This is a genomic window from Cupriavidus sp. 207A1 (assembly GCF_057798955.1).
The window spans coordinates 248,460-269,659 of record NZ_JBYOJO010000008.1 but is presented as its reverse complement, the minus strand read 5'-3'; the positions used below and the strand labels follow the sequence as shown (position 1 = coordinate 269,659).

Here is a 21,200-nt window from a genome sequence, read left to right as displayed (position 1 = left end):
CCAAACAAATAGACGACAGCTGCCGCGAGTAGTGTCGCAAGGGCAGCGCAAATCCAGGCCGCCGCGTGTTTCATCTCGTCTCCAGGCTGGGAATCTTTGAGCCAAGTCTTACACGCTTTAACAATGCGGAGTTGGCTACCACACTTAATGAGGACAGTGCCATGGCGGCTGCTGCAAAGATCGGGTTGAGAAGCCCAAATGCCGCGACGGGGATGCCGATGGTGTTGTAGATGAACGCCCAGAAGAGGTTCTGCTTGATTTTGCGCATCGTCGCGCGAGACAGCTCAATGGCGGCAACCACGTCACGTACGTCATCACGAATCAGAATGATGCTTCCAGTCTCCTTCGCGACATCCGAGCCGGAGCCGATGGCGATGCCGATGTCCGCCGCGGCAAGCGCCGGTGCGTCATTGACGCCGTCTCCCACCATGGCGACGACCTCGCCATGCTTCTGCAATGCATGAATGGTCTCTACCTTATCTTCCGGCATCACCTCGGCAATGACATGCGCAATGCCAACCTGCCTGGAGATTGCCTCGGCGGTGCGGCGGTTGTCGCCGCTCAGTAGCACGACCTTGATGGCGCGTGCCTTCAAAGCGGAGACGGCGTCGCTCGCCTCGGGTTTCACTGTGTCAGCCACAGCGACTACGCCCAGCAGTTGCGTGCCAGAGCCGACCAGCATGGCCGTCTTGCCATCGGCTTCGAGCTTGGCGAGCAGGGTTTCCGCCGAATCGGTCGGGATGCCCTTCCGGGCAAACAACCGCCGGTTGCCCAGCCAGACCTGCTCACCTTCGACGACACCCTGAATCCCCATGCCTGACAATGCGCTGATGCTGGCGGCTTTGGGAATGGTCAGTGCACGATCGCGTGCGGCACGCACGATCGCTTCGCCCAACGGATGCTCGGATCCGGCCTCCACGGCGGCAGCAAGCGTTAGCAAGTCGGATTCCGCTCGTCCGGAACAGGGTATCACATCGGTCAAGGTCGGCTGACCTCGCGTGATAGTCCCGGTCTTGTCAAAGACAACTGCGGTGAGCTTCTCGGCTCGCTCCAGCACTTCACCGCCGCGTATCAGGATGCCATTGTCCGCGCCCTTGCCGACGCCGACCATCAGCGCTGCGGGCGTGGCGACGCCCAGCGCGCACGGGCAGGAGATAATCAGGACGGCCACGAATGCGAGCAGTCCCTGCGGAAAATGGCCAGCGACTGTCCAGCCCACTAATGCCAGGAGCGCAACCGAAACTACCGCAGGGACGAAGTAGCCCGTAACCTGGTCCGCTAGCCTCTGAATCTGCGCGGTGCTGGCCTGGGCGTCCTCGACCATCCTGATAATCTGCGCCAGCGCAGTATCGGCTCCGATCTTTGTGGCCTCAAAGGTGAAAGCGCCACTGCGGTTGAGCGTGCCGCCAATCACAGCGGACCCGGGCTTCTTTTCCACCGGCATCGACTCCCCGGTTAGCATCGATTCGTCGACGCTGGATTGGCCATCGGTAACCTTGCCATCGGTAGCGATCTTCTCACCAGGCCGTACAACGACCGCTTCGCCAACCATGACGCTCTCAGCGGGAATTTCCATCTCGGTCCCGCCGCGAATCACGTGCGCGACGGGAGGGCGCAGGTCGAGCAGGCGTCGGACAGCGGCGGAGGACTTTTTCTTGATGATTTCCTCCATGTACTTTCCAAGCAGTACGAAGGCGATAATTACCGCAGACACCTCAAAGTAGACGTCTCTCTCTTCGACCCTGACGGGCAACCAGGATGGAAAGAACAGCACGACGACGCTGTAGAAGTAGGCGACGGACGCCCCCAGCGCAATGAGGAAGTCCATATTGATATTGCGCGTCCGGATGGCGTTCCACGCGCCCTTGTAGAAGCTCCAGCCACCAATGAACTGGACGGGCGTGACGAGAAGAAATAGCCACATCCCCCATGTGAACCATGGCAACGCGGGAATGGGGGCCCAGGTCACGAGCGTCGCGCCGGCTGCCAGTGCTAGGAAGGCGCCGGCCCGCAGCACCGCCAGCGCGAGCACGCCCGTGAGCGCAATGGTGACGCGCGTCTTCATGGCTTTCAACTCGCGCTCTGGCGACTCGAAGGTCCGAAGGCAGCTCTCGCTGCAGAAGTAGTACTTGCGGTTGCCACGCTCGGCGGACAGGGCCGTAGCCTTGTCCACCATCATTCCGCAAATGGGGTCCTTGGCGAGTTCCCTGGCGGAGCGGCCCGCCAGCGCGGGGGCCGCCGCAGGGGCAGGAGATGCGCCCGCTGGGCTCACCATGCCAGAGGGCCCAGCGGAACGACTCTTGTCAAAGGGGCGAGAAGTATACTTCGCCGGGTTCGCAAGGAATGCCTGCTCGCAGTGCGACGTGCAGAACCAATATCGCGTCTGGTCGACCTCCGCGCTGGCGGCGGCATCCCTTGGGGAAATCTCCATGCCGCAGACCGGATCACGCACGAGCGGCGGGGAAACGGCTGGGCTCGGGGCCGCCGTTGGAACTGCCGGCGGGTTGGTAACGACGGTGGGACTGGTCGGCATGCCATTCGCTCCTTGGGGCGATCAGGAGGATCTGCGGCGAAGCACTGCATTTTCATTCTGGGCGATCAGCCGATCTGCTCCTTGATTTCCATCAAGCCTTTATGGGCGGCATGACAGCTGAATGAGACAGCGCAAACGCGTGTGTCCGGCCATGCGGAACATACGAGAATGCCATGCGGCTGCTCGATTTCCTGCCGTTTCCGGCAGTTGTGCAAGGAGGGAAGCCGTGCTCTCGATGTGGCGATGGCGCGTTGAACAGCAAGCCCTTATCACCTTGCGAACGCAAGCTTTGCCTACGCCCATGTCCAGCGCTATTGGAGCGGGTGACAGGTCTTCTTGCCGCAATGGTGTGGGCGTTACGTCATGCAAGCGACAGGAGCATTCCATGGCGGCCGCCTCCCCGACGTTGCTGAGTGCGGAAACCAGCCTTTGTCAGCCCGCCGACGTTCAACGGGAACTCCGATGGCGTAGATACCGCAATTTAGGGTCTATGCGGTGCGACTGGTGATTGCCGGCGCAGGGACGGACGGGCTACCGGAAGACGTGGCATTAAGTAATCTTCACGTTTGGGGGAGGCACACGTCAACAATCTCACTTGCTCGGCGCTGGCTCCTGGCCGGCTGAGAAGAAGCCTCGCAGCTCGGAAGTTCCGCTCTGCCGGAGGACAACTCCGATGCTCGATGAAAGGTCCATGCATGCTGAACGTACAAGCCCCATGGGCAACTCGATGCGGAATGCCCGAGGCGTCCGCATAATGTGCAATACCGATCCATGGCACCCCCTTCTCGACTGCAGTGCATTGCCACGTCTAGTATCGAAGGGGAGGGCCGGATACCGCCATCAGGACACGCTGATTGTCATGTCAGCGGTGCGACGCGCGCTTTGTAGGCGTTGCCCATGGCTTGCGTAGGTAGCCATGGCACGCTTGTCAGCGCAGCCTCACGGTGCGAATTCCCCGACGATCCGGGTGGCTCCGCATGTGCCATGCCTGACAGTCTTGACGGCTACCCCAAGGGCTCGGAACGAACTGCGTCCTACAATTCTTTCCAAGCGGAGCCAGGAGGGATGAACGATGCTGTGCAAGGAAGAGGTTGCGCTGTCCATCAGGGCCATGCCTTCCTTCTTGGCCGAGCCGACCGAGATGTGTGAACACAAGGGCATCGGGCACCCGGACAGCATTTGTGACGGTGCCGTGGAAGCCGCTGCCCTGGCGCTCTGCCGTGCATACCTGGAAGCCTACGGTGTTGTTCAGCATTTTAACCTTGACAAGGCATTGCTCGTCGGCGGCATCAGCGCGCCACGGTTTGGCGGCGGCAGACGCTTGCAACCGGTACGTCTCATTGTCTCGGGCCCGGTTACTGAACTTCCATCAGCCAAGACCGAGCCTATCGTCGCAGAGGCGATTCACCAATATCTGAATACATGCATCGGCGCAGACGCCGGGCTAATCCATGTAGAGCCGATACTCCGTCCATCGGCGCCTGCCCTACGCCGTGTCATAGGCAAGCAGCGCTTGCCGTTATCGAACGACACGTCTTTCGGCGTCGGCTATGCGCCGTTCTCGGAATTGGAGTCAATGGTCCTTTCTGTTTCCTCCCTACTACGGGGAAGCCATTTTCATGACGCATTCCCGTCGGCAGGATTTGATTTCAAGGTCATGGGCAGCAGGCTTGAGGCGCACCGTCGCATGACGATCGCACTGGCGTATATCGACCGTCATGTGGTGGGCGTAGATGAGTACTTCTCATTAAAGCGGCAGGTTGCCAACTACCTCGCCGAACGTATCACGCCGGAATGCGAGGTTGTCATCAATACTTTGGACGATCCTGAGGCCAGCGAGGAAAGCCAGATCCACCTGACCGTTACCGGACTGAGCGCCGAACATGGCGATGACGGGGAGGTGGGACGCGGCAATCGCGTCAACGGGTTGATAACACCATACCGGCCGATGTCACTGGAGGCTGCCGCTGGCAAGAATCCTGCAGCGCATGTCGGCAAGGTCTATAACGTGCTCGCTAGCCAGCTGGCGCGCCGTATCGTTGCAGACGTGGCAGGGGTCGACGAAGCCGTCGTGCGCCTGCTTTCCGGGATCGGCCGTCCAATTGACCAGCCCCAGTTGGTAGCCATCAGCGTGGTAGCCGAGGGTGGGCTTTCGCCGAGCCAGGAGCGAGCAATACACGAGCTCGTTAGCCAGCAATTGGCAAGCCTGCCCGCCATGCTTATGGATCTCGCCATGGGGCACTTTAGCGTCTTCTAGGTCAGGGGGGCGTTGTGCGAGCCCGGGCTTGGGCTCCGCTACCGCGTCTGTGCCGTCGAGAGCGGAGGACAATGACGTGACTTCGACCGCGCCGCGTCGGTATAAGTATCGAGGGTGCCGGCGCGGGCTCCATCGGTAAACGTGTCCCGGCTACCTTGACTGGCGTCTTCCATATACGGGTCGGAAGTAGACGGGCCGAGCGGCCGGCTGACCGATTCTCAGGAGATGGCCTCGCCAAGTGCGCGATCCGCGCAGTCGCTGCCATCGATGGCAACGAGGATGATCTGATACATGGCAATGCCTCTTTTTTCAGCGCTAGTGGGCCGCGGTGAAGCGAGCCAATATGTGGAGCAAAGACATTGCTTCCCGCTTAGGCATGCGGAGGGTAGACCGGTTGATCCACATCAGGGGGAAGGGCAAGCGGTCGCCCCTGGTCACTTAGGTCTTCGTTGACGGGCATCAACCTGCCTGCCCTGTCAACCCTTACCTTGGAAAGGAACATAAGCCACGATCGGCAGCCATGCCGACCCGTTAGGACCATTTGTACTAGTGAAACCATGGTGACCAAATATGGGCGAAGAGATCAGACAGAAGATCCTGGCCTTGTTGAACCAACACAGGATCATGACGGTTGCCACCCTAAGGCCAGATGGCTGGCCTCAGGCAACCACTGTGGGCTATGTGAATGAGGGTCTCACGCTCTACTTTCTCTGTGGTCCGAGCAGCCAGAAGGCGGCCAACTTGGCCTTGGATGACCGTGTCTCGCTGACAATTGATCACGATACGCCAGATCTCATGGCGATTACCGGCCTCTCCATGGCGGCGCACGCGCAACGGGTGGTCGAGGCGGCGGTAGCAGAGAGAATCCTCCGGATGTTCCCATTGAAGTATCCCGAGCAGATTGCCTTGCCGGTGCCGATGCCAACCGTGGAAGACGTCCGAATATTCAGGGTGACCCCGATGGTCATTTCCGTGCTCGACTACACCAAGGGCTTCGGACATACGGATCTTGTCACCTGCTAGGGGAAATCGAGAGTCCTGTCGCCCCGGAGGTGTCCCGTGCGCAAGATAGAGGCGGTGATCCTAATGCTAGCCATTAGTCGGTGCCGCTGCGGCCAGCGCCCTTGGTGAGGCCAGTTGAGGAGTCGAATATGGCGATATTCATCATGGAAATCCGTGTCTCTATGGAGTCCCTGCAGCCGCGGTCGCTTGAGACACTGGGACGCCATCCGGCCGTGGACTGGGAGCGATTCAAGCGCCTGGTGCGGAATTTGCCGGAATTACCACCCGTGTGAGCAAGGCCGGGTGCTGCGTGGAATGGCGGCAAAGGGCCATGCCAGACTGACCTGACCGGCATGGCCGGTGAACCATGCACCTCGCCGGACCCGGCGCCCGCCGGCGACGTCGTTCTGCTTGACAGGCATCAAACCGTACGTCCTCGCCGCCGCTAATTTGGAAACACGCAAGACGACACCGAGGTCCGTATGTACCGCCGCATTCTCCTGGCCATCGATGGCAGCCGTTCATCATTGAAGGCCTTGGAGCATGCCGTGTCCTTGGCGCGGGCGACCCACGCCGAAGTCTGCGCATGTTCATCGTTGATGACAGTGACCTGTTATTCGAGGTCAGTATGGCTGACCGGCCCTGGCAGCTGGCCGACATGATTGCTTATGGCAAACAGCTGCTGGCTCATGCCGGCGGGCGCCTGAGTGCCGCCGGCGTGCGCTGGAGCAGCACGTTGGTTGAGACGGCCGGTAGTCCCGCGAAGATAAGCGAGGCCATCATCGCGGAAGCGGACCATTGGAGCGCGGACCTGATCGTCATGGGCACACACGGCCGTCGCGGCATGCAACGCATGGTGCTGGGGTCCGTCTCGGAGCACGTGGCCAGTAAGACCGTGCGCCCCGTGCTGCTCGTTCGGCGGTGGAAAGGTGGCGATCCGCGGTGACCGCTTGTCTTTCCAGCGCTTGGATATCGCAGTAGTCCTTGGGGAGTGACAAAAATGCGGGTCTCAGGAAGCCTTGGACTTGGGCTGTCATCGCTAGCGATGGCGATGGCGATTGCGATGGCCGGTTGCGCTACGCGTACCACGCCCACTGGCGCTGGCGTGCAGGTCATGGAGCAGCATGGCGTAGCATACGTGTCGGGTGGGGCTGACGAGGCGGACATGCAAAGCATGCTTGCCATCGCCGCGAGTTTCAATGTACGGCTCACGATGGTGGATGCCAGGCGCGGCAAGCCGCTGGGCGGCGCCACGGTGGTCGTGGCCAGTCAGGAAGGCCGCCCCATGCTCCATATGACGGCCAGCGGCCCGCTCTTCTACATGCGGCTCAAACCGGGCACCTATCGGCTCGCGGTCGGTTACCAGGGGCGCGACCAGATGCGCGACGTCGTCGTCGCGCGCGAGCCGCTCGAGTTGACCTTCCGGCTGCCGGTCAACACGCTCGAGGACGACTGGCTGCTCTGCGCCACGCCATGTCCGCGCAGATAATCCGGCCGCCGTGGACGTGTTGGCGCGCACCGCAAAAAGGTTCGCGGCTGTTCCGAAACATCGGAGCCGGAGGTGCAATAGGAAGCGCGCAGGGGTGCGATCAGGCTTCATTGGGGACAACCAGGCGGGCCGGCACGGCTGACCAGGGCTGGCATCCGCGAAACGGAGGCACTGAACTAAGTCCTGGATTTCCACAGCGACCCCGCCGCTCAGGACCTCACGTTCCAGCAACACGAGTGCCGGCGCTGGAGTCCTGCCCGTAAGTCTGGGGGTCTCCGCTTGGGCCCGGTAGCCGCCGCATCCTGCAGATAGCAGAAGCGTGCGCAGCCAGCGGCGGCTTGGCGACGCTGGCTGCGAGGAAGCTGCGCATTGGAGCCGCCAGCCGGCCGATCCACCATGGGGTAATCCTCGGCCGCTACTGCATGACGGGTTCGTCGTACGGTTCGGTAGTGCGCTCAGGCTGGAACAGCGCGTCGAGCGCTGCGCGGTCGACCACTTCCTTCTCAAGCAGCATTTGCGCCAGCCGGTCCAGGCGCGCGCGCTGGCTGACCAGCGTTTGGCGTGCCCGCTCGGCGGACTGGTCGAGCGTGAGCCGGATTTCCTCGTCGATGGCCTGCGCGGTGCGCTCGCTGTACTCGCGCTCCGGCCGCGACAGGACGGTCGCCGACGGCAGCAGGGCGCTGCCGGCGCGTTCATAGCACGACAGGCCGAGAGATGCACTCATGCCAAACTGGGTGATCATCTGCCGCGCCATTTCGGTGGCCCGTTCCAGGTCGTTCTGCGCGCCTGTGGAGACGTCGTCGAAGGCGATCTGCTCCGCCACGCGTCCGCCCAACAGCACATCCAGCCGGTCCAGCAACTCACTGCGGCGTAACAGGTAGCGGTCTTCGGTCGGTGTCTGCTGCGTGTAGCCGAGCGCCGAAACACCGCGGGGAATGATGGAGATGCGCGCAACCCGGTCGGCATGCCGGCGGCACTCGGCCACCAGGGCGTGGCCTGCCTCATGATAGGCAATCGACTGCTTTTCCAGTGGGATCATGACCCGATTGCGCTTCTCCAGACCGCCGACGATTCGATCCAGGGCCAGATCGAAGTCTGCATTGTCAACCGCCGGCTTGTCGTTGCGGGCGGCCAGCAGCGCCGCTTCGTTGACCAGGTTGGCGAGGTCGGCGCCGGCAAAGCCCGGAGTGCGAGCTGCCAGGTCCCGCAGATGAACTTCCGGCGCCAGCTTGACATGACGCACATGCACACCAAGGATCTGCTCGCGACCCTTCAGGTCGGGACGATCAAGCACAATATGGCGATCAAAGCGGCCGGGGCGCAGGAGCGCGGCGTCGAGGATTTCCGGCCGGTTGGTGGCGGCCATGATGATCACGCCCTTGTTGGTGTCGAATCCGTCCATCTGCACCAGCAACTGGTTGAGCGTCTGTTCGCGTTCATCCTGCCCGCCCGCCACGTTGAGGGTACGGGTCTTGCCGAGCGCGTCCAACTCATCGATGAAGATGATGCATGGTGCCTTCTGCTCGGCCTGCGCGAACAGATCGCGCACACGTGCCGCGCCGACCCCGACGAACATCTCCACGAACTCGGCGCCGCTCATGCTGAAGAACGGTACGCCGGCCTCGCCTGCCACGGCGCGTGCCAGCAAGGTCTTGCCGGTCCCCGGGGCGCCCAGCAACAGTACTCCCTTAGGAATCTTGCCGCCAAGGCGCCGGTATCGCTCGGGATTCCTGAGAAAATCCACCACCTCCACCAACTCGATCTTGGCTTCGTCAATGCCGGCAACGTCGGCGAACGTCACCCCGGTTTCCTGCTGAAGGTAAACTCGGGCCTTGCTTTTGCCAATCTCCATCAGCCCGCCAGCAGCGTTACCGATGCGGCGGAAAAACAAGCTCCAGATTGCGAAGAAGGCGAGGGCGGGCACGATCCAGGACAGTAGCATGCTCAGCCATCGGGCGTCGGCCTGTCCTGCATAGCGCACATGGGCCGCGTCCAGGTCTGCAAGCAGCCCGGGATCGCTGATGCGGGCCGTGGTAAAGCTCCGTTCCCGGCTGCCGCCGCGCTGCAGCGCCGCCGCTTGCTCAGGCGGGAGGATGGTTTGGACTCCGACTGTCTCCAGCGTGCCGCTGATCGCCGTCTCGCCGACCGTGGCGGTTCGCACCTTGCCGGCCTTGAGCAAGGATTTGAAGTCGCTGTAGGCCAGCGGCGTGACGGTTTCCGTGGAGACATAGACCTGGAGCGCCAGGGTCGTCAGGGCCGCGGCGATCAGGTACCAGAGCGAAAAACTCCGTTTGCTGCGTTCCATGAACGTAGTCAGGTAGCGGTCGGCTGTCGGCGGCGGCACGGGCCTCGTTGCGCCAGAATGCCGACTGTGGCCGAGGCTCGGGCCGCGCAGCGGAGCTCGCGGTGCGCGACGGCGGCGATGCGCCGCGGATGGAACAGATAGGTGGCTGACTTGACCAAGAAGCGTTTCAGGTCAAGCTCCTGGATTTCAGTGTTCCATACCATCGATCGAGTCCTGTGAGAGGGTTGTGCTTAGTTCAAAATAGCGACGCAATAGGGTCTGGCTGTTGATCGATATCAAGCGAGGGCGCACCGCGTGGTGGCTGGGTCGACCTGGCCGGGCACGAGGCACTATGCAAGCTACGGGCGCCGACGCTGATGATCGTTGGGGAAGCCGATGCTGAAGTACTGAAGCTCAACGCACGCGCCACCGTCTGGCCTCGAAGTGATATCCGGCGCTGGGTGGAAATGAACGCATCCGCTGGCCATACGTCGCCGGGATATCCGATCGCGAAGCGCTGTACCGCCTGCCGGCGCTGGCATGAGCAGCATCATGCTTGGATTGTTGAGGACCGACTGCCGTGGTTCATGATCAAGGCGACGTGTCTGGCAGACGCCCCGGCCAAGATGCCTAGACCGGCGCGCTGTCACGACGAGCCGGTTTCCCGACGGTCTGACACAGGATTGGCACCTCGTCTTCGTTCAGCGACATATGCTCGGCCAGCTGGCGTCGGTTAAGCCAGCCGCGCACCACTGCGCCCAACCCGGCCGAGGCGCAGTAAAGATAGGCGTTCTGGACCATGGCACCGGCGGCGGCGGCAGCAAAGGTCTCACGCAAGCCTGGCGGAACGTCTTGCATCCGGCCATGGTTGGCGACGTAGACCAGGTCCACGGGCGCCATGCCCACGAAGTCCTGGTAGCCGGTCATGCTGCGCACGTCCACCGCGCGCTTCAGCACCAGGCAATGGTGAATGGGGTCGAAGCGGTAGAGGCCTGCCGGTAACGCGGCGTAGACGTCGATCACCGCCTCGCCGTGTGGCGAAGGCGCTGTGCGGCCGCCCGCGTGGGAGCGGTTGACGCCCGCCGCGGCCCATAGCAACTCGCTCAGCTGCAGCTGCGACAACGGCTGCTCGTCAAACTCGCGGGTGCTCATGCGCTGCCAAAGCGCCCCCATTAGGGGCAGGCCGTTGGTGCGGTCCGGCTGTGGCAGGGGCATGACGCGCTCGCTCGTTCCTGAGGCGGGACGTGGCAGCAGGTCCCTGATGGGCAGGTAGGGGATACACTTGAGTTCGTTCATGGGAGGCTCCCATTCGTTGCAAGGAGCGCCGCAAGCGCTCTTCGCACGGCGCCAGCATGGAGGAATGTAGGCACTCTCCCTGACCGTGGGTTGCGCTCCGTCAAATAGCTTCGATGGAGCGCGGCTTGGCGTCGTCGGCGAACTGGGGCGCCAGACGTTGTCGCGCGCTGGCCTGACAAAGCTGTCCGGAGAAGCGACACAGGCACGCTCAGCCTCGGTCAGATGCTCCTGGACAAGCATTTGCCACGCCAGCACTTTCTCGTCGGCATCCGACGGGTCGCCGCCAGCACTGGCGCGGGCAGCGATGCGGGCGCGCAATGTCTCTGGACTCGCCTCGCAGTCGACGATGGCGAACGGCACGCCAAGGCGGCGCGCCTGGGCAGCAAAGCGTTCACGCTCGGCGCGGACCAGGAAAGTCGCGTCGGCAATCATAGGGAACCCGGCGCGGCATCCGAGCCGGCAGACGGCGAGCAGGCGTCGGTAGGCTCGCGCCGTTGCGTCAGCGGTATACCAGCCACCACAGGGCATCACGCCGCGGTGCAGACGCTTGCGCAGCGCATCGGCGCGCACACGGATCATCGATCCGGCCTCGCTCAACTGTGCGGCAATCGTAGATTTTCCGCTGCCGGACAGGCCATGCATCAGCACCATCGGCCCGCAACCGCGTCTCAGGCACGCCCATGCCAACGCCAGCAGCCGGCGCGCCTGGGCCTGATCCGACGAAACATATAAGCCCTCGGCGTGCTTCTGGCTGGCACGCTCCAGCAGCACGCGCGCGCGCACCAGGGACCGCATGGCGAGATAAAACGGTAAAACGGTCAGCGCGCCGTAGTCCCCGGATTGCTCCAGGTAGCCGTTAAGCAGCCTGTATGCCAGCGCTGCCTGTCCATGATGCAGCAGGTCCATGACGGGGAAGGCCAGGTCGCTGATGGTGTCAGTCCAGCGCAAGGCGGCGTCGAACTCCAAGCAGTCGAATGGCGTCGGCACGCCGTTCAGCAGCACGATATTGCCCAGGTGCAGGTCCCCATGGCACTCCCGCACATGGCCGTTGCGCAACCGTGCCCAGAATGCACTCGTCAGCCGGGTAGCCTCGCTGAGCGCGCGCCGGGCCACGCGGCTGGCCAAATGGCTGGCGGGTTCCAGCCGCTCGATGGCGCGTAGGCACTCTGCAAGCGTCGCGACGATGCATGCTGGCGTACCAAGGTTACCGGACGGGGCGCCAGGGGGCTGCGCCTCGTGAAAGGCAGCTATGCTGCGTGCCAGCCCATCGATGTGGCACGCCTCCAGTCGGTTCGCGGCGACTCTTGCGCTGAGCAGGTCATCCTGATCAAAGCGCTGCATACGAACCGCATGCTCTATCGGTATGCCGCTGCCGCCAATGCGGACCGAGCCGGGCGTAGGGCCTGGCACAATCGGTACCACATCGAGATACAGGGCCGGTGCGAACCGGCGGTTCAGGCGAAGTTCAGTCGTACAGTCGTCATGGCGTGCCCGCGCGGTGGAGAAGTCGACAAAGTCGAAACGCACCGCCTTGCGCACCTTGTACGCAAAATCCCCGGCAAGGAAGACAAGGGAGATATGCGTCTCCACGACCTGCACGGCCGGCGCGGGGTGAGGGTAGGCGTCGGGTTGCTGCAAGGCGGCCATCAAGTCCGCGTCACCCCATAGACGTTTCATGTCCTTGCCGTCTGTTCCCTTGCGTTATCGTGAGCTGGTTCCGCAAGCGCGGCGCCGCACATGGTCCCGGAGCCTATGCCGTCACGTCGGCAAGATCCTGTCCCACGATGCGCGTCGCGCTACAGATTACACCAACGATCGCCAGCAGTGCGCGCCACGGGTGGTGCAGCATTGCCTCCACTTGTTCGCTACGGCTCTCTCCAGACAGACACCAGCTGCAGAAGTGCTCGCAGTTGTTGGTGAGCAGGCGGTAGTCATCCTCGCCAAGTCGCTCCGTTGCGCGCCGTACGATCTCCGCGCCGACATACCTTGCTTGTGTGGCCGGCTCGACGCGAAAGCCGAACCCGCCGGCAAAACCGGCGAGGGTGATTGTCTCGACCGGGCCGCGGCGCAGGAAACCTTTGAACCCGACATAGTGCACGACCTCGCCGTTGCCGACATAGATGCCATGATGGACATAACCTAGGCGGTCCGTGTTCAGATGCGCGCCAAGAGGAATGTCCGCGGCTGTTTCCGGAGGGCGCTGTGCGTGTCCGATGTGATGTTCGTCGCTCATCGCTTTTCCCCTTGTGCCTGGTTGCGCCCGTCTATGCCTGCAGTATCGTTTTCGGCCGGAGATGCCGAAATCAGCCGGTTCCGAAAAACGTGTCGGCTTGCAGCCATGCACTTCGTACGCGCATCGCGACGGCGCTTGTCCGCCGTGCGCACAGCGTTGTCAGCGGAACCTGACAGGGCCGTTCACCCGGCGTCGGGGCGGCCGAGCCGAGAAAGCCGGGGCAGCCAGGACTTTCGATATCCGGTGCAAATGCTGATGCGCATCAAGCCACGTCGCCGGAGCACATATAGGTTAGAAGCAAGGCCAAGGCGTTAGCGCGCCGTGTAGCTGGCCGGATCTGGACTCATGTCCATGACGCTTGCCCGTCGAATACGGAGGAGGATGCGATGCAGAATATTGTGCTGGCAACCGACGGCTCGGCCTACAGCGATGCGGCAGCCCAATTCGTGGCGGGCCGAGAGCTGCTCAGGGAAAACGTGTGTGTGCATGTCGTGCACTGTGTGCCCGAGGTGTCTGGCGAGGTCAAGTCCTACATTGACAAGGAAGACATCAAAGCGTGGCATGCCGAAGAGAACGCCAGGATCATGAAGTCCGTGATCGACATCCTTGAGACGGGAGGCGTGCAAACGGTCAGCCACGGCCTGGTAGGATTCGCCCCCGAGCGCATCGTGGCATACGCCCAGTCGATCCACGCCGGGGCCATCATCATGGGCACGCATGGACGGGGCGCGTTTCTGGACGCCATCGTGGGATCGGTTGCGAGCCGCGTGATCGCGCATGCGCCGTGCCCGGTGATCCTCGTCAAGCCGAAGGCAAACCAAGCGTAGGCACGGATGGGCAGCATCATTGAGGCAGCCAGCGGTAGCGGCGCGGCGAGCGGCCGGGGGCCGTTGTTTCGGCTGCGAAACGTCGGCAAGACCTACGACATGGGCGAGATCCAGGTCCGGGCGCTGGCCGGACTCGACCTTGACCTGTTCGGCGGCGAATTCGTGGTGCTGCTGGGTGCATCGGGGAGCGGAAAGTCGACGCTGCTGAACATCCTTGGTGGCCTGGACCGGCCCAGCACCGGCACGGTGATCTACCGCGATCACGACCTTACCGTGGCGGATGACACAGATCTGACCCGCTACCGACGCGAGCATGTTGGCTTTGTCTTCCAGTTCTATAACCTGATTCCCAGCCTCACCGCGCTGGAGAACGTCGCCCTGGTCACGGAGATCGCTGTTCACCCGCTAGAGCCTCTTCGTGCGCTGGGCATGGTAGGTCTGGCGCAGCGAAAAGATCACTTCCCGGCCCAACTCTCAGGCGGCGAGCAACAGCGCGTCGCCATCGCCCGTGCTGTCGCCAAGCGCCCAGACATCCTGTTGTGCGATGAGCCTACCGGCGCGCTCGACTACAGCACGGGAAAGCTGGTGCTTGAGGTATTGGAACGGGTGAACCGAGAGCTGGGCGCCATTACCGTGGTCATCACACACAATGCCGCGATCTCGGCAATGGCCGACCGCGTTGTGCATATCAGCAGCGGAAGCATCACCAGCATTCAGCGCCATGCCACGCGGGCCAGCCCCTCGGAGCTGTCATGGTAAGCGCCACAACCAAGATGCTTGGGCGCGACCTGTGGCGGCAGCGCGGGCAGGTGGTCGCCGCCGCACTGGTGGTTGCCTGCGGCATCGCCGTGCTGGTCGGGATGCAAGGTGCCTGGCAGTCCCTGGCCATCGCACAGGAGCGCTACTACGCCGGCCACCGATTTGCCGACGTGTTCGCCAATGTCAAGCGTGCGCCGGGCGGTGTCGCCGACCAGATCCGTGCCTTGCCTGGCGTCAGGGGCGTCGAGGCGCGAATCGTACGCGACGTGACCGGCGATGTCCCAGGCTTCAGCGAGCCTGCCACGCTGCGGCTGGTCTCCTTGCCGGCCACCGGCGTGCCGGTGGCCAACGCGCTTTTCCTGGTGTATGGCAATTATCCGAACCCTGCCCGGGAGAAAGAGGTCGTTGCCAGCGCCGCGTTTGCGGGTGCAAACGGCCTTAAGGTGGGCTCCCATGTCACAGCCGTCATGAACGGGCGCGAACGGGAGCTGGAAGTGGTCGGGATTGGCATGTCGCCCGAATTTGTCTATGAAGTCGGCCAGGGCATGGTGTTCCCGGACAATCGCCGCTTCGGCGTGCTGTGGATGGGTCGCGATGCGATTGCGTCGGCGTTCGGCATGGAGGGCGCGTTCAACGATGTGGCGCTGACACTCGACGCAGGCACGGATGCCCGCCAAGTCATCGGCCAGCTAGACCGCATGCTGGCGCGCTATGGCAGCCTCGGTGCCTACGGCAGGGAGGACCAGCTTTCCCATCGATTCCTGACCGACGAGCTGGCCGAGATCGGCATCACCGCTACCTACGTGCCGGCGATGTTTCTTGGTGTGTCCGCATTTCTCCTGTACGCGCTGTTGAGCCGGCTGGTAACCATCCAGCGTGCCGAGATCGGCTTGCTGAAGGCATTCGGTTATGCCGGTCATACTGTCGCCTTCCAGTACCTGAGGTTCGCGCTTGTCACTGTCGGGGTCGGCATCGCAGCCGGGATACCGGCGGGGCTGTATCTCGGGCAGCTGCTGGTCGCCCTGTATCGGCAGTACTTTCACTTTCCGCAATTGCAGGCCGAGTTAAGTCCGCGGGCAGTCGTGCTGGCCGTGCTGGCGAGCACCGTGGCCGCAACGATCGGTGCCGGCGCGTCGGCGTGGCGCGCGAGCAGGCTGCCACCTGCCGAAGCCATGCGACCGGAACTACCCGCGGGATTCCGCGCGGGCGTGCTGGATCGCATCGGCCTGCTGCGGGCGATGCCGATCCCATTGCGGCTGATCGTACGCAACCTTGCCAGGCGGCCAGGCAAGGCCGCGCTATCGATGATAGGGATCGCCCTGGCCGTCGGACTAATGGTGGTCGGCAGGTTTGGCCTGGACGGGGTGAACCAGATTCTCGCATTGCAGTTCGGCCGGGCACAGCACGACGACGTAACGCTGATTTTCACCGATGCGCAACCCGTCGCAGCCGTCTTCGATGTGGTGCAGTTGCCTGGCATCCTGCGAGCCGAAGGCTTCCGGGTTGCGCCAGCTTGGCTACGCCACGGCCATCGCGCCAAGCGCGTGGAGCTCACGGGACTTGAAGCCAATGCGCAGCTACGCGAGGTGGTCGGCCATACCATGGGGCGCCAGCAGGTCAGCGCGGATGGACTCGTCGTCTCCGCCAGGCTCGCTGCGGCCTTGCACCTGCAAGTCGGCGACCGGGTCGAGGTGGCGTTGCTGGAGGGACGGCGCAACATCTTCACCCTGCCAGTGGCAGCGATCGTCGACGACCTGCTAGGTCTTGGTGCGTTTGTCGAACGGCGGGCATTGTCGCGGCACCTCGGCGAGAGCGCTGCCATCAGCGGCGTTCATCTGCGCATCGACACGCGGATGGCAGAGCCGTTGTATAGGCGGCTGAAGCGCCTGCCGGCGATCGGCTCCGTCGTCGTACGCAGCGCGGTGTTGGCAAGCATCCGCAATACGCTGGATCGAACCTTCGTCATTTCCAGCCTGGTTCTGGCGGGCTTTGCGTCAATCATCGTCGCCGGGGTGGTCTACAACAATATCCGCATCGCGCTCTCCGAGCGCGGCAACGAACTGGCGAGTCTGCGAGTCCTGGGCTTCTCGCTGGGTGAAGTCGCAACCATCCTGATTGGCGAACAGGCGCTGCTGACGGCCGCGGCATTGCCATTCGGCATCGCCGTAGGCTATGGCCTTTGCGCACTGCTGGTGCCGGTGTTTGATCGGGATGCCTTCCGGATTCCGCTGGTCCTGGAGCGGACCACGATCGTATTCGCCATGGTGCCCGCAGTGTGCTCCGCACTCGTGGCAGGACTGCTTGTCCTGCGGCGTCTTCAGCACCTCGATCTGGTCGCGGTGCTGAAGACGCGGGAGTAGTTTGCGATGCGCCTGTCTAGCAGTACCGCCGCCATCGTCCTCGCCGCCGTCGGGCTGATTGCTGGATTTGTCTACCTGATGACGCCGGCCCCGTTGGAAGTTGACACGGTGCAGGCAGTACGCGGATCGCTCGAGGTGACGACCAGCGAGGAAGGCGAGACCCGAAGCAAGGAGCGCTTTGTCGTAACCGCGCCGGTCAGCGGCAGGCTGATGCGCATTGGACTGCGCGAAGGCGACCTGGTCGAGGCCGGACAGGTCTTGGCCGAACTGGCGCCATTGCCACTAAGTGCCAGCGAGCAGGAGGAGGTGAGGGCGAAGGTGGCCGCCGCGCGGGCAATGCACCGGGAGGCGCTTGAACGCGTCCGGCACGCCGCCGAGGACTATGAACAGGCCCAGCGCGAGCGCCAGCGGATCGACCGCCTGGTGCGCGAGCGCTTCCTGTCGGCGCAAGCGGGCGAGCAAGCCGCGAATCTTGGAATCACTGCGGGCAATGAACTGGCAGCGGCGCAGGCACGAGCCAGCGCAGCGCTGGAGGAGGTCCGGGTGGCCGAGGCCGGCATGCTGGCATTGCGTGAGATCAAGGGCGGGTCCTCGTCCATGGTAGCGGTGACGGCCCCTGTAGCAGGGGCCGTGCTGGAACTGCCGGAACGCAGCGAACGAATCGTGAGCGCAGGCACCCCGTTGCTGACGGTCGGCGATCCGCACGACCTGGAGGTCGTGGCGGAACTGCTGTCCACCGAGGCGGTGAAGGTGCAGGCAGGGATGCCCGTCCATATTGACGGGTGGGGCGGGGAGGCGCAGGTCCGCGGTATCGTGCGGCGGGTCGAGCCGCATGCTTTCACCAAGGTCTCGGTCCTCGGCATCGAGGAAAAGCGGACCAATGTGATTATTGACGTCGTGGAACCGCCTGCACAGCTAGGCGATGGCTTTCGAGTGATCGCCAGAATCCTTCTGTGGCGGGAAGAGAATGCACTCAAGATCCCGGTCAGTTCAATCTTTCGGTGCGAGACGGCGTCATGGTGCGTATTCTCGGTCGTGAACAGCCGCGCGTCCCGGCGCGAAGTGCGAGTCGGTCACCGGAATGCGGAGGAGGCAGAATTGCTTGATCCGCTGCCTCCAGGCCTCCCGTTGATCCGTTATCCATCCAACGACCTGACGCACGGCCAGCGCGTCATCGAACGCAAGGCTCCGTAGCCCGCTGGTTCCGCGTCGGGCGCGGGGGAAGAGGGCAGCGGGGCACCGTGTTGAGCGTCCCTTCTCGTGGCAGTGTGAGCTCAAATATAAAGAAACCGGCCCACCATGGGACTCGTTCTGATCGGAGTCATGGCGCTGTTGGCGTCCGGGCTGACGTTGTTTTCCGGCTTTGGCTTGGGAACGCTCCTGATGCCCGTGTTCGCCTTGTTTTTTCCGTTGCCGCTTGCCATTGCTGCAACCGCCGTGGTGCATTTCGTCAGCAACCTCTTCAAGCTTGGGCTGATGGCCCGCCAGGCAGACTGGGGAGTCGTACTGAAGTTCAGCGTGCCCGCGGCCATGACGGCGATCCTTGGCGCCCGCGCGCTCACATTCTTTGAACAGTTGCCACCGCTCTGGCACTACACCGTCGCAGGCAAAATTTATGAAGTCACCGCGGTAAAAGCTGTCATAGGCAGTTTGATCGTGCTGTTTGCGCTGCTTGAACTATCCTCTCGCTTACAGGCGCTCGCTCTTCCAGCGCGCTGGCTTCCCGTTGGCGGGGCGCTCTCGGGGTTCTTCGGCGGGTTATCGGGAAACCAGGGTGCGCTGCGTTCGGCGTTCCTGTTGAAGGCGGGCCTGTCCAAAGATGCCTTCGTGGCGACAAGCGTTGTGTCGGCTGTGATCGTCAATGCTGCGCGCCTTGTGGCATATGGCACCACGATGCTCGCCCTCCATGCTTTCCAAGCTCGGACACTCGCATTACCGGTTGCCGTGGGAACCCTCTGCGCGTTAATCGGTGCTCTTGCAGGCAAGCGCATCCTGCAGAAGGTCACGCTGCGCACGGTGCAACTCGTTGTTGCATTCGCGATGTTGAGCATCGGTACCGGATTGGCTGTCGGCGTGCTCTAGGGAATACGGACTTCGGCTGGAAGCCCCTTTTTCTGACACGGCACCCTTTTCGGGCTTGTCGTGGGCGCGCGGGGGACGGTAGCGGCCAGCGCAGGATACGTTCCGCGTTGGCGGCAGCTGGCATGAACGCGCACTATGAGTCGAATCTTCCGTATGCCAGCGGATCAGTTCAGGATCCGATAGTCACGCATGATGCAGAATGTGAAGCGTGCCGCCAACACATATCCTGCAACGGAGAAGAGTGGTACGCCCGCGATAGCCGGTCCGACAGGATGGCTGATCAGCAATGTTGAAGCGATATACAAACTCAGGGTCACGATGGACAGCGCTACGCGTGCACCCAGGTTCTCGAGGGACCGCGCAAACTCTGGACCCTGAGTCAGCGTCAACTCAAACAGTCCTGACTTCCCCAGTCCATTATGAAGCCTGCGCGCAATGAGATCCGGCAGCTCATCGATGGTTGCCGCCAGTTCAAACGGAAGCCGCCGAGATCGTCCTGATCTCTGATCGGCAACCTCGATCTCCCCATTGCTGACATGCCTGGACAGGGCTTCGATCAGCGAGAACTCGGGCGCAATCCGCTGCAAGGTCGACTCCAGCAATAGCACCGTTCGGCAAAACACCAGCAAGTCAGAAGGCAGGCCCACCGCGCTGGACCGCCCCGCCGCGATCAGGCGGGATAGCGCATTTGCGATGGACCACTCGCGCATCGGCAAGTCGGCGAAGTCGCGCAGGAGGTCGTCTACGACTTCAAGGAAGATCCTGCGATCTGCGTGCTGCCGTATCAGGCCCATGTCTAGCCAGGCATCGACAACCCAGTCGGCATTCTGCTCTACAAACGCCGTTGCGAAGGCCACGAGTGCACGCCGAAGCCGTCTATCGATATGGCCGACAATGCCGAAATCATGGAAGCAAACGCGCAGATCCGGCATGACAAACAAGTTGCCGGGATGAGGATCGCCGTGGAAGTAGCCGATACTGAACAATTGGTGCACATAGCTATCGACGATGGTATCCGCGACAAGCATGCCTTGCTCGCCGTGGATCTCGTCGATGCGACGGCCGTGGCTAAACTCCTGGACTAGTACCGTCTCGGTCCAGAGACCATCAATTACGTCAGGTACGTAGACGGCAGGCAAATGCCGCATCGCCTCGGCAAATCGGCGGACGTTCCTCGCCTCTCGCGCCAGATCGATTTCACGCCTTAGGTTCGACCAGATTTCATCCACTACGGCAACCGGGTCAAGCGGACGCAGTGCAGGGACGAGCCGTTGGGCAATCATTGCGACGCGGCGCAACAGTCGCATGTCCGAATCGACCTGTACGCGAATATTGGGGCGTCGGATCTTGACGATGACCTCATGCCCGTCAGCGAGTGTCGCGCGATGAATTTGCGCGATTGAGGCAGCGGCCAGCGGCTTACGGTCGAAACTGGCAAATATCTCTTCGGTGCTACGCCCAAAAGCAAGTTCGATCATCCTCTCCGCCATTTCCACAGAAAACGGGGAGACATGGTCCTGAAGGCGCTCCAGGGGCCGCAGGGCGTCCTCTGGCAGCAAGTCAGCACGCAAGCTGAGGTGTTGGCCCAGCTTGACGAAGGTTGTACCAAGGTTCTGCAACAACTCTGCGAAGCGCTCGCCGGGGCTCTGATCAGTATGTGCCCAAGGGAGCTTGCGCTTGGCCAGCCACAACAGGAAGCCGGAGAATGCAGTAATGATCGTGACAGCGCGTCGCATAGAACCGGGATGCCGTCGGACAATGACGTACTGCTTTCCGGTTGGCTTGGTACGGTGTTCATCGTGCCCTTCCGTAACGCCTTGGCGTTTCCCGCGCTTCCGGACTGACGGCGCACCGGGGGAATCAGTTTCGCCGCTCACCGCGTCTCTATATCGGTTTTGAACAGTGCCAATATCGGCGCCACTGGGCTGGCGAAAGCTTGGGTCCATGGCTATGTCCCCGATGGCCCGGTATCTCCAGGTCGCGGCCAACTGTGACACATGTGGAGTTGCGAGACCACCTCGATCGCACGCGCCCTCGCTGATTGATGTTTACGCAGTGCGGCGCTGTGTAACGCACCC

The 21,200-nt window shown here is 62.6% G+C and carries 14 protein-coding genes and 2 pseudogenes; 10 read left to right on the top strand and 6 right to left on the bottom strand.

Features of this window, described 5'->3' with window-relative positions; genetic code table 11:
* Positions 1-70: 70 nt before the first annotated feature.
* Positions 71-2,431: a heavy metal translocating P-type ATPase gene (locus AC3FMM_RS17260; RefSeq protein ID WP_488687172.1), complete on the bottom strand. Its 2,361-nt coding sequence runs from the start codon at positions 2,429-2,431 to the stop codon at positions 71-73.
* 1,174 nt (positions 2,432-3,605) lie between these two features.
* Here AC3FMM_RS17260 and AC3FMM_RS17255 point away from each other — a divergent pair.
* The 5 genes from AC3FMM_RS17255 (at position 3,606) to AC3FMM_RS17235 (ending at position 7,281) form a co-directional block, all read left to right on the top strand.
* On the top strand, positions 3,606-4,790 hold the full coding sequence (locus tag AC3FMM_RS17255; protein WP_488687112.1) for a methionine adenosyltransferase: 1,185 nt from the start codon (positions 3,606-3,608) through the stop codon (positions 4,788-4,790).
* 570 nt (positions 4,791-5,360) lie between these two features.
* Entirely contained in the window at positions 5,361-5,813 is a 453-nt protein-coding gene (locus tag AC3FMM_RS17250) for a pyridoxamine 5'-phosphate oxidase family protein (RefSeq protein WP_488687111.1), read from the top strand.
* 461 nt (positions 5,814-6,274) lie between these two features.
* Positions 6,275-6,454: a universal stress protein gene (locus tag AC3FMM_RS17245; RefSeq protein WP_488687110.1), complete on the top strand. Its 180-nt coding sequence runs from the start codon at positions 6,275-6,277 to the stop codon at positions 6,452-6,454.
* On the top strand, positions 6,379-6,738 hold the full coding sequence (locus AC3FMM_RS17240; RefSeq protein ID WP_488687109.1) for a universal stress protein: 360 nt from the start codon (positions 6,379-6,381) through the stop codon (positions 6,736-6,738). Before AC3FMM_RS17245 ends, AC3FMM_RS17240 begins: the two co-directional genes overlap by 76 nt.
* Positions 6,739-6,957: 219 nt before the next feature.
* Positions 6,958-7,281 carry a carboxypeptidase-like regulatory domain-containing protein gene (locus AC3FMM_RS17235; protein WP_488687108.1) on the top strand — a complete coding sequence of 108 codons (324 nt, stop codon included), beginning with the start codon at positions 6,958-6,960 and terminating at the stop codon, positions 7,279-7,281.
* Between the two features lie 415 nt (positions 7,282-7,696).
* On the opposite strand, the gene ftsH is transcribed toward AC3FMM_RS17235, so the two are convergent.
* From ftsH to AC3FMM_RS17215, 4 genes and pseudogenes are all read right to left on the bottom strand, one after another.
* Positions 7,697-9,586, bottom strand: a complete 1,890-nt coding sequence (gene ftsH, locus AC3FMM_RS17230; protein ID WP_488687107.1) for an ATP-dependent zinc metalloprotease FtsH — start codon at positions 9,584-9,586, stop codon at positions 7,697-7,699.
* A gap of 609 nt (positions 9,587-10,195) precedes the next feature.
* Positions 10,196-10,711 (bottom strand): annotated as a pseudogene (locus AC3FMM_RS17225) (nitroreductase family protein); the annotation flags it as partial.
* A 333-nt stretch (positions 10,712-11,044) separates the two neighbouring features.
* Positions 11,045-12,538 (bottom strand): annotated as a pseudogene (locus AC3FMM_RS17220) (bifunctional aminoglycoside phosphotransferase/ATP-binding protein); the annotation flags it as partial.
* A 73-nt stretch (positions 12,539-12,611) separates the two neighbouring features.
* Positions 12,612-13,094 (bottom strand): lecithin retinol acyltransferase family protein, encoded by a 483-nt coding sequence (locus AC3FMM_RS17215; RefSeq protein WP_488687106.1) that lies wholly within the window; start codon positions 13,092-13,094, stop codon positions 12,612-12,614.
* Between the two features lie 386 nt (positions 13,095-13,480).
* On the opposite strand from AC3FMM_RS17215, the gene AC3FMM_RS17210 reads away from it, so the two are divergent.
* The 5 genes from AC3FMM_RS17210 (at position 13,481) to AC3FMM_RS17190 (ending at position 19,122) form a co-directional block, all read left to right on the top strand.
* Positions 13,481-13,921 carry a universal stress protein gene (locus tag AC3FMM_RS17210; RefSeq protein WP_488687105.1) on the top strand — a complete coding sequence of 147 codons (441 nt, stop codon included), beginning with the start codon at positions 13,481-13,483 and terminating at the stop codon, positions 13,919-13,921.
* Between the two features lie 6 nt (positions 13,922-13,927).
* The gene (locus AC3FMM_RS17205) at positions 13,928-14,680 is read left to right on the top strand and encodes an ABC transporter ATP-binding protein (protein ID WP_488687104.1); all 753 of its coding nucleotides are present in this window, start codon (positions 13,928-13,930) and stop codon (positions 14,678-14,680) included.
* The gene (locus AC3FMM_RS17200) at positions 14,674-17,040 is read left to right on the top strand and encodes an ABC transporter permease (RefSeq protein ID WP_488687103.1); all 2,367 of its coding nucleotides are present in this window, start codon (positions 14,674-14,676) and stop codon (positions 17,038-17,040) included. Before AC3FMM_RS17205 ends, AC3FMM_RS17200 begins: the two co-directional genes overlap by 7 nt.
* Before the next feature lie 6 nt (positions 17,041-17,046).
* The gene (locus AC3FMM_RS17195; RefSeq protein ID WP_488687102.1) at positions 17,047-18,234 is read left to right on the top strand and encodes an efflux RND transporter periplasmic adaptor subunit; all 1,188 of its coding nucleotides are present in this window, start codon (positions 17,047-17,049) and stop codon (positions 18,232-18,234) included.
* 105 nt (positions 18,235-18,339) lie between these two features.
* Positions 18,340-19,122 carry a TSUP family transporter gene (locus tag AC3FMM_RS17190; RefSeq protein ID WP_488687101.1) on the top strand — a complete coding sequence of 261 codons (783 nt, stop codon included), beginning with the start codon at positions 18,340-18,342 and terminating at the stop codon, positions 19,120-19,122.
* Positions 19,123-19,286: 164 nt separating this feature from the next.
* On the opposite strand, the gene AC3FMM_RS17185 is transcribed toward AC3FMM_RS17190, so the two are convergent.
* Positions 19,287-21,068 (bottom strand): ABC1 kinase family protein, encoded by a 1,782-nt coding sequence (locus tag AC3FMM_RS17185; protein ID WP_488687100.1) that lies wholly within the window; start codon positions 21,066-21,068, stop codon positions 19,287-19,289.
* Between the last annotated feature and the right edge of the window lie 132 nt (positions 21,069-21,200).

What these genes read in the sequence shown, in the direction of transcription:
- AC3FMM_RS17260 (WP_488687172.1), bottom strand. Translation starts at nt 2,431, where the DNA reads ATGGAGATTTCCCCAAGGGATGCCGCCGCCAGCGCGGAGGTCGACCAG.
- AC3FMM_RS17255 (WP_488687112.1), top strand. Translation starts at nt 3,606, where the DNA reads ATGCTGTGCAAGGAAGAGGTTGCGCTGTCCATCAGGGCCATGCCTTCC.
- AC3FMM_RS17250 (WP_488687111.1), top strand. Translation starts at nt 5,361, where the DNA reads ATGGGCGAAGAGATCAGACAGAAGATCCTGGCCTTGTTGAACCAACAC.
- AC3FMM_RS17245 (WP_488687110.1), top strand. Translation starts at nt 6,275, where the DNA reads ATGTACCGCCGCATTCTCCTGGCCATCGATGGCAGCCGTTCATCATTG.
- AC3FMM_RS17240 (WP_488687109.1), top strand. Translation starts at nt 6,379, where the DNA reads ATGTTCATCGTTGATGACAGTGACCTGTTATTCGAGGTCAGTATGGCT.
- AC3FMM_RS17235 (WP_488687108.1), top strand. Translation starts at nt 6,958, where the DNA reads ATGCAAAGCATGCTTGCCATCGCCGCGAGTTTCAATGTACGGCTCACG.
- ftsH (WP_488687107.1), bottom strand. Translation starts at nt 9,586, where the DNA reads ATGGAACGCAGCAAACGGAGTTTTTCGCTCTGGTACCTGATCGCCGCG.
- AC3FMM_RS17215 (WP_488687106.1), bottom strand. Translation starts at nt 13,094, where the DNA reads ATGAGCGACGAACATCACATCGGACACGCACAGCGCCCTCCGGAAACA.
- AC3FMM_RS17210 (WP_488687105.1), top strand. Translation starts at nt 13,481, where the DNA reads ATGCAGAATATTGTGCTGGCAACCGACGGCTCGGCCTACAGCGATGCG.
- AC3FMM_RS17205 (WP_488687104.1), top strand. Translation starts at nt 13,928, where the DNA reads ATGGGCAGCATCATTGAGGCAGCCAGCGGTAGCGGCGCGGCGAGCGGC.
- AC3FMM_RS17200 (WP_488687103.1), top strand. Translation starts at nt 14,674, where the DNA reads ATGGTAAGCGCCACAACCAAGATGCTTGGGCGCGACCTGTGGCGGCAG.
- AC3FMM_RS17195 (WP_488687102.1), top strand. Translation starts at nt 17,047, where the DNA reads ATGCGCCTGTCTAGCAGTACCGCCGCCATCGTCCTCGCCGCCGTCGGG.
- AC3FMM_RS17190 (WP_488687101.1), top strand. Translation starts at nt 18,340, where the DNA reads ATGGGACTCGTTCTGATCGGAGTCATGGCGCTGTTGGCGTCCGGGCTG.
- AC3FMM_RS17185 (WP_488687100.1), bottom strand. Translation starts at nt 21,068, where the DNA reads ATGGACCCAAGCTTTCGCCAGCCCAGTGGCGCCGATATTGGCACTGTT.